Origin of the sequence: Mesorhizobium jarvisii (assembly GCF_003601985.1) — a bacterium.
Taxonomy (GTDB): Bacteria; Pseudomonadota; Alphaproteobacteria; order Rhizobiales; family Rhizobiaceae; genus Mesorhizobium; species Mesorhizobium jarvisii.
This window is the reverse complement of sequence record NZ_QZXA01000002.1, coordinates 48,679-60,749: the sequence shown is the minus strand read 5'-3', so window position 1 is coordinate 60,749 and position 12,071 is coordinate 48,679. Positions and strand designations below refer to the sequence as shown.

Genomic DNA, 12,071 nt, shown 5'->3' with positions numbered 1-12,071 from the left:
CCACGTTCCAATAGGTCGGCCGCCTGTCGCCCGGAGATACTCCGAACCCTTTGGCGCGCCGATCCCGTCACCGAAAAATCCAAACCACGGACGCGTCAAGGCCGGAGCCTGTTGCCCCTTGCCACGGCGTCTCGCTCAGGAATTGACGGGGCGCCCGTTGCCGAGCGCCCCGGATCGGAAGACCTATTTCTGGATGCAGGTGTCGACCGTATCCTTGGTGCATTCGTCGAGGCCGGTGAAGACCGGATCGTCGACCTTCTTGCCCTCGATCAGGTCGATCATCACCGACGGCGCCTTGTAGCCCATTTCAAAAGGCCGCTGGCCGACCAGCGCGGTGACCAAACCATCCTTGGCGATCGCCACTTCGTCGCCGATCGTGTCGGCGGCGCCGATGACGAAGTCGTTCTTGGCCAGCCGGTCCTTCAGCGGTCCAACCAGGTCACGATAAGGCTGCGGCGCGCCGAACAGCGGCCAGCCGCCCATGATGCCGAAGGCGTCGAGCTTGGGGTTGGCGGCGAGGATGTCGGTCATCGCCTGAACGCCCTTGGCGCCGTCGTCATTGGTGAACACCGGGCAACCGGCGACTTCCGTCCATCCGCCTTCACCGGCAAGTGTCGCGAGACCCTCCTTGCCCGTCAGAGCGTCGCGCATACCTTGTGCGCGGCGCAGGATGTTGTCGGCAGCCGGATTGCCTTCGATCGTGCAGATCGTGCCGCCCTTCGGCTTGGCCTTCTTGATGTACTCGCCGATCTTCTTGCCCATCAGGTAGTTGTCGGTGCCGAGATAGGTCTTGCGAAGGGCTGCGTCTTCCTTGGCAAGGTCGGCGTCGACGGTCATGATCGGGATCGACGGATTGGCGCTCTTGATCGTCTGCGCGATCAGCGGCGCGTTGGACGGCGAAATCGCCATCGCAACGGTGTCGGGCTTGCTCAGCATATCCTGGACGATCTGTGCCTCGCCGGCCTCGTCGGAAGTCGACGCCGGACCGGTGTAGAAGCACTCATATTCCGAGCTGGCATTCTCCTTGTTCCATTTCTCGCAGCCCTGATGGATGGCTTCGAAGAACGGGTTGTCGAGACCTTTCACCACGATGACGAGCTGCTTCTTGGCCAAAGCCGGCCCGGCGCCCAGCGCCATGGCGGCGACGGCGGCGAGCAATACTGTTTTCCTCATGTCAGTCCTCCCTTGGAAACAAACGGACACGGCGTGCCCGCCATACAAATCGACCTGATGCGAGATGGCAGAGCCAACGCTCGTGCCGCCGGGCAAGGCCGATAAGCATTTTCAGATGCGACCGGACCGGCAACGTGCCGGAACGGCCGATAACCTCCCACCGGTCCCGCCGCGACAAAGGCCCAGGACCGGAAATCTTTCTCCGACCATCAACTAATAACGGCGCGGCGCCAACGTCAATTGCTATTTGTCCTACAAAACGGATTTTTCAGAAGCACATGTCACTATTCGTCTGACAAATAGCCAATTTCGACAATTGACGCCCGAGTAGGCATTCGCGTAAATGCCGAAGATCGTTGCTTCCGGGAGGAATGGGGAGCACGATATCGGAGCTGCGACCTGGAAAAGGCATGCAGCAAGACATGGGAGGCAACAGGCTGGTGGCGGTTCTCGAACTCACCAACATCTCGAAGCATTTTGGCGCCATCCAGGCTGTCAACGACGTGTCGCTGTCGATCGAACCCGGCCAGGTCGTCGGCCTGATGGGCGACAATGGCGCCGGCAAATCGACGCTGGTCAAGATGATCGCCGGCAATTTCCATCCGAGCCATGGCACCATGCGCATGGACGACAAGGAATTGATCCTGAACAAGCCGGCGGAGGCCCGCCAGCACGGCATCGAGATTGTCCATCAGGATCTTGCACTCTGCAACAATCTGACGGCCGCCGCCAATGTTTATCTCGGCCGCGAGCTGCGGCGCGGCGTCGGTCCATTCCGCATCCTCGACTATGCCGCGATGTACAAGCGCGCCGGCCAGCTCTTCGCCGAGCTGAAGTCCGAGACCCGCCCGCGCGATCTCGTCAAGCAGATGTCGGGCGGCCAGCGCCAGGCGGTGGCGATCGCCCGCACCATGCTGTCGCAGGCCAAAATCGTGCTGATGGACGAACCGACGGCGGCGATCTCGGTCAGGCAAGTCGCCGAAGTGCTCAACCTGATCCGCCATCTGCGCGACCAGGGCATAGCGGTGGTGCTGATCAGCCACCGCATGCCCGACGTGTTCGACGTCGCCGACCGCGTCATCGTCATGCGGCGCGGACGCAAGGTCGCCGACAAGGCAATCGCGTCGAGCTCGCCCGAGGAGGTCACCGGGCTCATCACTGGCGCCATCGAGCAGGTCTCGTGAGCGCGGCTAATCCGGATTTCACCAGGCTGGCGTGCATCGCCGCCGGCAGGAAAGGTCGATAATGGCAGTCACCCTTGATCAGACGATCGCGCAGAGGCAGCACACTTTCCTGTCGCGGCTGTTCTCCACCCAGACCTTCTGGGTGGTGATCGCCGTCATCCTCGCCTGCATCTTCCTGTCGTTCGCCACCGACGCCTTCGCAACGTCGAAGAACCTCTACAACATCACCCGCAACATCACCTTCGTCGCCATCGTCGCGCTCGGCATGACCTTCGTCATCATCACCGGCGGCATCGACCTTTCGGTCGGCTCGGTTCTGTGCCTGTCGTCGATGGTGCTGGCCGTCACCATGCATGCCGGCTATTCGATCGAGATCGGCATCCTTGCCTCGATCGCCACCGCGCTCGCCATCGGTGCCTTCAACGGCATCCTGACCGCCTATCTCGGCTTTCCACCTTTCGTGGTGACGCTCGGCATGCTGTCGATTGCCCGCAGCCTGGCCATGGTCGCCTCCAACAACACCGTCGTCTTCCAGTTCGGGCCGGACCACGACAAGCTGCTGGCGCTCGGCGGCGGCGCCTGGGTGTTCGGCATCGCAAATCCGGTGCTCTACATGATCCTTTTGGCGCTGATCACCGGCTTCATCCTGCGCTGGACCAAGTTCGGCCGGCACATCTTCGCCATTGGCGGCAACGAGCACGCGGCGACGCTGACCGGCGTCCCGGTGAAGCAGATCAAGGTCGCCGTCTACATGATCTCGGCACTGTCGGCGGGCATTGCCGGCATCATCCAGACCGGATGGCTCGGCGCCGTCACCACCAATCTCGGTACCGGCATGGAGCTGCAGGTGATCGCCGCCACGGTCATCGGCGGCGCCAACCTGGCCGGCGGCGTCGGCACCGCCTTCGGCGCCATTGTCGGCGCCGCCCTCATCGAGGTCATCCGCAACAGCCTTGGCCTGCTCGGCATCAATGCCTTCTGGCAAGGCACCTTCATCGGCGGCGCCATCCTGCTGGCGGTGCTGTTCGACCGCATCCGCAATTTCAGGCGCAGCGACTGATTCAAGCGCCTTTCCTTCTCCCTGGTGGGAGAAGGAAAGTGCCGGGCGTTATTCGTTTCACCTCCTATCGCTCAGTCTGAAAATCGCCTGAAGCGGCTCGCCCTGCCTATCGGCCAACGGCCGATGCCTTGACGGAAGCTTGAAACCGGCCGCACAATCCTCGATGCAGACGAAGGGAGGCCAGTCGTCTGCGGGAGGATATACCCATGACGGAAGCGATCAGGCTCTACTGGGGCCGGTTCGGACATGTTTCTGTCCTGAATGTCGCGAGCGACTTCGTCACCCATGCCCATGTCGAGGCACATCTGATCATCTGGCTCGAAGGCACCGCCGGCGAGATGACCATCGGCCGCGAGACGGTGCGGCTCGGCCCCCGCACCGCCGCCGGCATCAATTCCTTCCAGCCGCACAGCCACGTCCTGTCGCAAAACGGGATGCCAGGTCTGTTTCTCGCCTTCTACATCGATCCCGACTGGGCGCGCCGCCGCCGCGACCTGCCCTCCTCCGCGCCGCTGTTTGCCCAGGCGAAGATCACGCTCGAGCCATGGCTGCACCAGGCCGCCGCCAGCCTGCTCGACCATCTGACCGACAATGAGAGCGTCGACGACGTCGCCAATTACGAGATCGAGCGCTTCATCGATTCGGTGCTCGATGCCGCCGATGCGTCTGCGCCGCAGGAGGCGCGCACCCGCATCAACACCATGCAGGACTTCCGCGTCCGCAAGGCCATCCAGCTGATGAAGGCCAATGTCTGCGAGCGCATTTCCTTCGACGATGTGGCGCGAAGCGTCGGCCTGTCGCGGCCGCATTTCTTCGCCCTGTTCAAGGAACAGACCAATCTGACGCCCAATGTCTACTGGAACACGCTGCGCATGGAGGAAGCGGTGCGGCAGTTGCAGTGGTCGCAAGAGCCGCTGATCTCGGTTGCCTGCAATCTCGGCTTCACCACGCAGGGCAATTTCTCGCGCTTCTTCCGCGACCATGTCGGCGTGCCGCCGACGCTCTACCGCGAGGCCGCGCGGGCAACCGCCTGAGCCTGCTTTTTCAGACTCCTTGATACGCGCGCAAGACGCATTGATAAGCGTCACCCGGGCCACCGCCCTACCCTTGCCCGACTGTCGAATTCGCAAGGGAACGACCCTATGGCAAAAGTCACCATCTCCAGCGTCATCGACGCGCCGGTCGAAAAGGTCTGGGCGCGCATACGCGATTTCAACGGCCTGCCGGGCTGGCATCCGCGCATGGTCGAAAGCCATATCGAGGACGGCAAGAACGCCTCGACGATCGGCTGCGTGCGCAATTTTGAACTGATCACCGGCGCGCGGCTGCGCGAAAAACTGCTCGACTTTTCCGATGAGAACTACCTCGTCAGCTATTCCATCCTGGAAACGCCGCAGCCGCTGACCAACCACAAGGCGACGCTGCAACTCAGGCGTGTCACCGATGGCGACCGCACCTATGCCGAATGGACCGCCAGCTTCGACGCAGCGCCCGAAGAAGCCGACAAGATCGCCGCCGGCATGGGCGCCAACGTCTTCCAGGGCGGTTTCAACGCCCTGAAGAGCCATTTTGCCGGCCAGGACTGAAAACAGGAGCGTTCCATGGCGCTTGCCCTCCAGACTTTCCCGACCGTGAAGGACGCCAACGCAGCGCTGAAGGCGGCCGGCACCCGCTATCTCGGCGGCGGCACCCTCGTGGTCCGCGCGGCCAATGAAGGCGATGTTTCAGTCTCCGGCCTTGTCATGTCGACCGACCCGGCCCTGTCGGCCATCGCGGCCGCCGGCGGCAAGGTCCGCATCGGCGCTTCGGTGACCATGGCGGCGATCGCTCGTCATCCCGACCTTGGCCCGCTCGCAAAGGCCGCACGCGCCGTCGGGGGTCCGGCGATCCGCAACATGGCGACCGTCGGCGGCAATCTGTTCGCGCCGGCGCCCTATGGCGATTTCGCCGTTGCCTTGCTGGCGCTCGACGCCGCGGTCGGCACCGAGGATGGCGAATTGCCGATCGAGACTTTTCTAGCCAGGCGGGACGGCAGCCGCTCCATCGTCACGTCAGTGAGCTTCACGCTGCCGAAGGCCGACGGCTTCCGCTTTCTGAAAGTGTCGCGGGTCAAGCCCAAAGGCGTTTCGGTGCTCAGCATCGCGGCCGTTCTGGAACAGGCTGCCGACGGCACCGTGTCCTCGGCGCGGATCGCGCTTGGCTGCATGGCCGACCGGCCAATGCGGGCCAAGGCGGCGGAAAAGGCGCTCAAGGGAAAGAAACTCGACCAGAACGGCATCGCGGCAGCACTGGCCGCCGCCACCGAGGGCATTGCGCCGATCACAGATCCGATCGCCAGCGCCTGGTACCGCGCTGAAGTCCTGCCGATCCATCTCGGCCGGCTGCTGCTGGCCTGAAATCACCGTTGGGGGGCGCGCGTCTGTCCGATCCGTCGGGCAGGCGCGCAAGGAGGAAACATGGCGAAGGTCCCGGTTCAATTCACGCTCAACGGCTCCGAGAAAGCCGAATTCATCGACAGCGGCACGACGCTGCTCAACGCTTTGCGCGACAAGATCGGCGACACTTCGCCGAAAGGCGGCTGCCACCAGGGCACATGCGGCGCCTGCTCGGTCATCATCGACGGCGAACTCAGGCTGTCCTGCCTGACATTAGCCGAAACCTGCAATGGCGCTGCCATCACCACGACATCCGGCCTTGCAGAAGGCGGCGTGCTGCATCCACTGCAGCGCGCCTTCCTCGACACCTTCGCCACGCAATGCGGCTTCTGCACGCCGGGAATGATCATGGCCGCCAAGGTGTTGCTCGACCACACGCCCAACCCCAGCCGCGACGAGGTTGTCGAGGCGCTGTCGGGCAATATCTGCCGCTGCACGGGCTACGAGCCGATCATCCAGGCGGTGCTCACCGCGGCCCGCGCCAATTCGCAGAACGCGGCCTAGAGCCGGATGATTTCAGGTCTGTTCGACCTGAAATCCGAATCCGGCTCTAAATCAAAGAGATAGAGCATGATGTCGTCCGAAAACCGCTTCACACTTTTCGGCATCATGCTCTGAGGGGAAGCAAAGATGGAACTGCGCAAGAACTACTTCGCCGATGTCCGCAAGGACGATCTGCACGAAATCGGCCAGCCCCGGCCCCGTTCGGATTCACCCGGCCATGTCACCGGCAAGACTGCCTTTTTCGCCGACCGCAGCTTTCCCGGCATGCTGCACCTGAAGATGGTGCGCAGCCCGCACCACCATGCCCGCATCCGCAGCATCGATACCTCGGAGGCCGAGAAGCATCCCGGCGTGGCGAAAATCCTCACCGCCAGGGATGTGCCGCACAATGTCTACACCATCCTGATCCTCATCCAGGTCGGCCCTGAGGACGAGACGGTGCTGGCCGACGGCAAGGTGCGCTGGAAGGGCGAGGCCGTGGTGGCGGTGCTGGCCGAGACCGAGCGCGCCGCGCAGGAGGCCGCCGCCAAGGTCAAGATCGACTACGAAGTGCTGCCGGCCGTCTTCGACATGGAGGAAGCGCTGAAGCCCGGCGCGCCGCTGGTCAACGAATATCACGGCCAGAACTATTATCTCTATGACAGCGGCGAGTGCCGCAAGGTCCGCTTCGGCGATGTCGAGGCGGGGTTCGCCAGCGCCGACCACATCCTGGAGCAGAGCTACCAATCCTCGCCGATCGAGCATGCGCCGACCGAGACCACCGGTTGCGTGGTGGCGCCGGAAGGTAATGACCGCTTCACCTGCTACACCAACACGCAGGCGATGTTCTTCACCCTCGACAACACCTCGATCATCCTGCAGATGCCGGGCTCGAAGCTGCATTTCGTCGGCGGCACCGTCGGGGGCGGCTTTGGCGGCAAGGTCGACGTCATCGTCGAGCCTATCGCCATCCTCGGCGCCAAGCTCACGGGCCGGCCGGTCTCCTTTGTCTACAGCCGTGAGGAGGAGATGCAGATATCCTCGCCCCGCGCCGCCGAAAAGGTGGTCATCAAGGATGGCGTGATGAAGGATGGCCGCATCGTCGCGCGCAAGGTCACAGGCTACACCGATGCCGGCGCCTATTCACGCCACTCGCCCTATGGCGCGCAGAAGGGTGCCGGGCACTATCCCGGCCCCTACACCATCCCCAATGTCTGGATCGACACCTATTGCGTCTACACCAACCGCACGCCGTCCTCGGCCATGCGCGGCTTCGGCGTCACCATCGGCGATTTCGCGCTGGAGGTGCAGATGGACAAGCTGTCGCGGCTGATCGGCATGGACCCGCTCGAATTCCGCTTCATCAACGCCTATCGCGACGGCGACATGAAGGCACACCGCCAGCCGACGGAAGGGGCAGCACTCATCGAGTGTATGCAGGAAGCCTCGCGCGCCGCCAACTGGCCGGTGGCGGAGAAATTCATGGCGATGTCCTCCTACAGGAAGGGAGCCTGATATGGCGATCCGGCGTGGACGCGGCGTCGCCGCGATCAACTATCCCACCGGCATGAATCTTGGCGGCGACCCGACCCAGGCGCTGGTGCATTCGACGCCGACCGGCAATTTCATGGTGACGCTGTCCTCCGTCGATCTCGGCCAGGGCATGAAGCAGATCATGGCGCAGATCTGCGCCGAGACGATCGGCGTGCCCACCGACCGCGTCGTCGTCGACACCGCCGACACTGACACCGGTCCGCACTGCATGGGCACCTTCGCCTCGCGCGGCACGCACCGCGCCGGCAATGCCGTCATCCAGGCGGCCAGGGAAGCCCGCCAGGTGATGCTGGAAGTGGCGGCCGAGGAATTGGAAGTGAATGCTTCCGATCTTGAGACCGACGGCCAGGGCAACATACTGGTCAAGGGCGCGCCGCAGAAATCGATCTCGATCTTCGATGTCGCGCTGTCGGCGCATTTCAAGCGCGGCCGGTCCATATCGGGCCGCGGCATGTTCCTGATCCCGCGCTCCTATCCGGAGAAGGAAACCGGCGCGATGAAGCCGTCGACCTGCTACGCCCACGCCTGCACCGTGGCCGAAGTCGAGGTCGACGACGAGACCGGCGAGGTGACGGTGCTGACCGTGAAGAACGTCTTCGAGATTGGCCGCGCGCTGAACCCGAAAATGGTCGAGCAGCAGCTCGTCGGCGGTTCCTGGATGGGCATCAGCCACGCGCTCTACGAGACCACCGAGCCCTATTATCCCAACCGCGACCATGGCGGCACCGACTTCAACCAGTATTTGATGCCGGGACCGGGCGATCTCGCACAGACCGAGATCATCGTTCTGGAGCGGCCTTCGGCGGATGGTCCCTACGGTGCTAAGGGGCCGGGCGAAATGTGCGCCAATCCGCAGATACCGGCGGTCGCCAACGCCGTCTTCGACGCCGTCGGCGTGCGCATCGACACGCTGCCGATCACGCCGGAGCGCATCCTGCGCGCGCTCAAGGCGCAAGCGGCGAACTGACATGCCCGAGGTCAAAGCCGAGACTGTCGCGACCTCGCCAGAGGCGGTGTCAGAACATCTCGCCGCTTCGCGCTATCTGGCCGACGACAGCCTGGCCACGGCCATCTTCCTGGCGATACGCCTGGGCAAGCCGCTGCTGCTCGAAGGTGCGCCGGGCGTCGGCAAGACCGAAGCGGCCAAGGCTATCGCCGAGCTGCTCGGTCGCGATCTGGTGCGGCTGCAATGCTATGAGGGCATCGATGCCGCGCACGCGCTGTACGAATGGAACTACCAGCGCCAGCTGCTCGCCATCCGCCATGCCGGCGAGCATGAGATCGACATCTATGACGACCGTTTTTTGATCGCCCGCCCGCTGCTGCAGGTGCTGAAGGCGCCGGAGCAGCGCGTGCTGCTGGTCGACGAGATCGACCGTTCCGACCATGAATTCGAGGCGCTGCTGCTGGAATTCCTCTCCGATTTCCAGATCAGCATTCCCGAGCGCGGCACTATCCGCGCCGCCGCCCAGCCGATTGTCATCCTGACCTCGAACCGCACCCGCGAACTCGCCGAGGCGCTGCGCCGCCGCTGCGTCTACCACTGGATCGGCTATCCCGACGCCGAGCGCGAGGCTGCCATCATCATGCTGCGCGCCGGCGATGTCGCCGAGGCCACCGCGCGCGCCGTGGCGGGAGCCGTGCAAACCATCCGCGCCCGGCCGCTGGCCAAGACGCCCGGCATCGCCGAAGCGGTCGAATGGGCGAATGCCGCGACCATACTCGAAAAAGGCGGCAGCCCCTGGCCGGAAGCCTTCCGCCGCTCCATCGGCGTATTGATCAAGGACGAGGAGGACCTCTCCTACATCGCGCCTGAGCTCGGCAGTATTGTTGAGGAGGCACTGGGGTGAGCCGCGACCTCAACAATCCCTTCTCCCCGTTTACGGGGAGAAGGTGCCCCGAAGGGGCGGATGAGGGGCAGCGCCATCATGGGCAGAAGATGGCGCTGCCCCTCACCTGCCTGCCGGCATCGGGGGTCGAGCCGCCTGTCTCGACCCGTCCTGCGGACCCCCGTAAACGGGGGGAGGAGAGCCTACCTCCCGCCGCCCACCCCTTCCTCGGCTTCGGCCGGCTGTTGCGCCGCTACGGCTTCGCCGTCGCACCGGAGCAAATCTCCGGCTTCATGCAAGCGGTGACATTACTTGGCCCGCGCTCAATGGCCGACATTCGCGAGGCGGCCCTCGCCACGCTGGCACCCCCACCCGATCGCCGCGACGAATTCGAAGCCCATTTCCAGAGCCATTTCTATGGGAACACTTCAGCCGTGGTCGAAGGCGAAGCGGACGAGGAAACCCGCATCAAGGATGATGGCGGCGCCGATAACGAGCGGATCGAGGCCGAGCGCAGCCAGGAAGGCGGCGAGCTATCTTCGGCACTCGAGCAGTTGAGCACGCGCGATTTCCAGCGCGACGACGACAGGCTGACCGCCTTCCGCCGCAAGCTCTCCTCCGCTTTGCCCACCCGCCGCTCCTTCCGTACCGTGCGCACCGCTTCGCGCGGCAAGCTTGATCTGCGCCGCTCGCTCAGGGAAATCGTCAGCGCCGATGGCGACGTGCCCTCGCCGCTGCTGCGCCGCCGCCAGACCGTGCCGCGCAAGCTGCTGCTCTTGATCGACGTCTCCGGCTCGATGAAGCTGCACACGGCGGACTATCTCAAGCTGGCGCATGCCGCCGTGCAAGGTGCGGACCGCGCCGAGATCTTCACCTTCGGCACGCGGCTGACCCGCATCACCTCGGCCCTGCGCATCCGCGACCGCAACCAGGCGCTGGCGCGTGCGGCGGCCCAGGTCGACGACTGGGACGGCGGCACCCGCATGGGGCCGACGCTGCTTGCCTTTCTCTCCGTTCCCCGCTTCTCGTCGTTCGCGCGCGGCGCGGCGGTCGTGATCCTGTCGGACGCGCTGGAGCGCGGCGATCATGCCGAGCTGGAGACCGCGATACGAAGGCTGAGCGCCCGCGCCTTCCGGCTGTCGCTGGCCACGCCTTTGGCCGGCGACCCGCGCTTCCGGCCGGCCACCGCTGCGCTGCGCGCCATCCTGCCTGACCTCGACGATCTCATCGACGGCTCGTCGCTGACCAGCCTCGCCGATTTCATCCTGTCGCTCGCCCGCCCTGCCCCTGCCGCATCGACAATCTGGAAAAGGGTATCGTGATGCAGAAAGCCATCGACGCGCATTTCCACATCTGGCGCCAGAAGGACCAGCCCTGGCTGGTCGGGCCGATGGTGCCGCGCATCTTCGGCCCCTACGAGCCGATCCGCCGCGACTATCCGATCGGCGAATTCCTCGAGGACCAGGAGGGGTCAGGCGTCGAGAAAGCCGTCTATGTCCAGACCAACTGGGCGAAGCAGGATTTCGAGAAGGAAGTCGCCTTCCTGCAGAAGACCGCTGACGAGACCGGCTGGCCGCACGCTATTGTCGGCTATGCCGACATGACGGTCGATGATGTCCGGCCGCAGATTGACCGGCTGGTGCAATACAGGCTGCTGCGCGGGGTGCGCATGCAATTGCACTGGCACGAGACGCCGGCCTTCCGCTTCGCCGCCTCGGCGGATCAGGTCATCGACCCCAAGGTGCGGGCCAATGTGGCGCGGCTGAAGGATTACGGCCTGTCCTTCGACCTGCAGCTCTTCCCCGCCCAGATGAAGGACGGGCTGACGCTGGTCGGCGAGAACCCTGAGACCAACTTCATCCTCACCCATGCCGGCATGCTGACCGGCATGGATCAGGAAACCACCGAGACCTGGAAGGCTGGCCTGCGCACGCTGTCGGCCGCACTCAATCTCTATGCCAAGCTGTCCGGTCTCGGCACCTTCGTCCACCGCAACGACCCGGCTGTCATCACCTACATCGTCGACAACGCCATCGACATCCTGGGCGCGGATCATCTGATGTTCGGCTCGAATTTCCCGATCGAGAAGCTCTGGACCAGCCACGCCGAACTGATCAAGGCGCACCGCGATGCGGTGGCGAGGCACGGCGCAGAAGCCGAGGCCGATATTTTCTGGAACACGGCGGAGCGCGTGTATCGGCCGGTATAGCTGCGACCTACCTTCTCCCCTTGCGGGAGAAGGTGGCCTCGCGAAGCGAGGTCGGATGAGGGGTGCTCCAGGGAACGCCCACGTCTCACTCCGCTGGAACACCCCTCATCCGTCTCGGCGCTGCGCGCCGATCCACCTTCCCCC

12 protein-coding genes are annotated in these 12,071 nt (G+C 64.3%); 11 read left to right on the top strand and 1 reads right to left on the bottom strand.

Going from position 1 to position 12,071, the window contains the following annotated elements; translation table 11 throughout:
• Positions 1 to 183 precede the first annotated feature (183 nt).
• The gene (locus D3242_RS04130) at positions 184 to 1,173 is read right to left on the bottom strand and encodes a sugar-binding protein (RefSeq protein ID WP_019859217.1); all 990 of its coding nucleotides are present in this window, start codon (positions 1,171 to 1,173) and stop codon (positions 184 to 186) included.
• 440 nt (positions 1,174 to 1,613) lie between these two features.
• Here D3242_RS04130 and D3242_RS04125 point away from each other — a divergent pair, with 440 nt between their 5' ends.
• The 11 genes from D3242_RS04125 to D3242_RS04075 all read left to right on the top strand — a co-directional run bounded on the left by D3242_RS04125 (position 1,614) and on the right by D3242_RS04075 (position 11,927).
• Positions 1,614 to 2,357, top strand: a complete 744-nt coding sequence (locus D3242_RS04125; RefSeq protein WP_027047043.1) for an ATP-binding cassette domain-containing protein — start codon at positions 1,614 to 1,616, stop codon at positions 2,355 to 2,357.
• Between the two features lie 61 nt (positions 2,358 to 2,418).
• The gene (locus D3242_RS04120) at positions 2,419 to 3,417 is read left to right on the top strand and encodes an ABC transporter permease (protein WP_064983722.1); all 999 of its coding nucleotides are present in this window, start codon (positions 2,419 to 2,421) and stop codon (positions 3,415 to 3,417) included.
• Between the two features lie 206 nt (positions 3,418 to 3,623).
• Positions 3,624 to 4,451 (top strand): AraC family transcriptional regulator, encoded by an 828-nt coding sequence (locus tag D3242_RS04115; RefSeq protein WP_019859220.1) that lies wholly within the window; start codon positions 3,624 to 3,626, stop codon positions 4,449 to 4,451.
• Between the two features lie 108 nt (positions 4,452 to 4,559).
• On the top strand, positions 4,560 to 5,003 hold the full coding sequence (locus tag D3242_RS04110) for an SRPBCC family protein (protein ID WP_019859222.1): 444 nt from the start codon (positions 4,560 to 4,562) through the stop codon (positions 5,001 to 5,003).
• Positions 5,004 to 5,018: 15 nt separating this feature from the next.
• Positions 5,019 to 5,813, top strand: a complete 795-nt coding sequence (locus tag D3242_RS04105; protein ID WP_064983720.1) for an FAD binding domain-containing protein — start codon at positions 5,019 to 5,021, stop codon at positions 5,811 to 5,813.
• 60 nt (positions 5,814 to 5,873) lie between these two features.
• Positions 5,874 to 6,356, top strand: a complete 483-nt coding sequence (locus tag D3242_RS04100; RefSeq protein ID WP_038647841.1) for a (2Fe-2S)-binding protein — start codon at positions 5,874 to 5,876, stop codon at positions 6,354 to 6,356.
• A gap of 126 nt (positions 6,357 to 6,482) precedes the next feature.
• Positions 6,483 to 7,850, top strand: coding sequence for a xanthine dehydrogenase family protein molybdopterin-binding subunit (locus D3242_RS34255; RefSeq protein ID WP_064983718.1), 1,368 nt, complete (start codon positions 6,483 to 6,485; stop codon positions 7,848 to 7,850).
• A 1-nt stretch (position 7,851) separates the two neighbouring features.
• Positions 7,852 to 8,856 carry a xanthine dehydrogenase family protein molybdopterin-binding subunit gene (locus D3242_RS34250; RefSeq protein ID WP_010910368.1) on the top strand — a complete coding sequence of 335 codons (1,005 nt, stop codon included), beginning with the start codon at positions 7,852 to 7,854 and terminating at the stop codon, positions 8,854 to 8,856.
• A 1-nt stretch (position 8,857) separates the two neighbouring features.
• The gene (locus D3242_RS04085) at positions 8,858 to 9,739 is read left to right on the top strand and encodes an AAA family ATPase (RefSeq protein WP_064983716.1); all 882 of its coding nucleotides are present in this window, start codon (positions 8,858 to 8,860) and stop codon (positions 9,737 to 9,739) included.
• Positions 9,736 to 11,040 (top strand): vWA domain-containing protein, encoded by a 1,305-nt coding sequence (locus D3242_RS04080; protein ID WP_223217714.1) that lies wholly within the window; start codon positions 9,736 to 9,738, stop codon positions 11,038 to 11,040. Before D3242_RS04085 ends, D3242_RS04080 begins: the two co-directional genes overlap by 4 nt.
• On the top strand, positions 11,040 to 11,927 hold the full coding sequence (locus tag D3242_RS04075) for an amidohydrolase family protein (protein ID WP_064983713.1): 888 nt from the start codon (positions 11,040 to 11,042) through the stop codon (positions 11,925 to 11,927). The genes D3242_RS04080 and D3242_RS04075 overlap by 1 nt, the downstream gene beginning before the upstream one ends.
• The last annotated feature ends 144 nt before the right edge of the window (positions 11,928 to 12,071 follow it).

Excerpts from the sequence above, each read along its gene's own strand:
- D3242_RS04075 (WP_064983713.1), top strand. The coding sequence starts at position 11,040 with ATGCAGAAAGCCATCGACGCGCATTTCCACATCTGGCGCCAGAAGGAC.
- D3242_RS04115 (WP_019859220.1), top strand. The coding sequence starts at position 3,624 with ATGACGGAAGCGATCAGGCTCTACTGGGGCCGGTTCGGACATGTTTCT.
- D3242_RS04085 (WP_064983716.1), top strand. The coding sequence starts at position 8,858 with ATGCCCGAGGTCAAAGCCGAGACTGTCGCGACCTCGCCAGAGGCGGTG.
- D3242_RS04130 (WP_019859217.1), bottom strand. The coding sequence starts at position 1,173 with ATGAGGAAAACAGTATTGCTCGCCGCCGTCGCCGCCATGGCGCTGGGC.
- D3242_RS34250 (WP_010910368.1), top strand. The coding sequence starts at position 7,852 with ATGGCGATCCGGCGTGGACGCGGCGTCGCCGCGATCAACTATCCCACC.
- D3242_RS04110 (WP_019859222.1), top strand. The coding sequence starts at position 4,560 with ATGGCAAAAGTCACCATCTCCAGCGTCATCGACGCGCCGGTCGAAAAG.
- D3242_RS04120 (WP_064983722.1), top strand. The coding sequence starts at position 2,419 with ATGGCAGTCACCCTTGATCAGACGATCGCGCAGAGGCAGCACACTTTC.
- D3242_RS04105 (WP_064983720.1), top strand. The coding sequence starts at position 5,019 with ATGGCGCTTGCCCTCCAGACTTTCCCGACCGTGAAGGACGCCAACGCA.
- D3242_RS04100 (WP_038647841.1), top strand. The coding sequence starts at position 5,874 with ATGGCGAAGGTCCCGGTTCAATTCACGCTCAACGGCTCCGAGAAAGCC.
- D3242_RS34255 (WP_064983718.1), top strand. The coding sequence starts at position 6,483 with ATGGAACTGCGCAAGAACTACTTCGCCGATGTCCGCAAGGACGATCTG.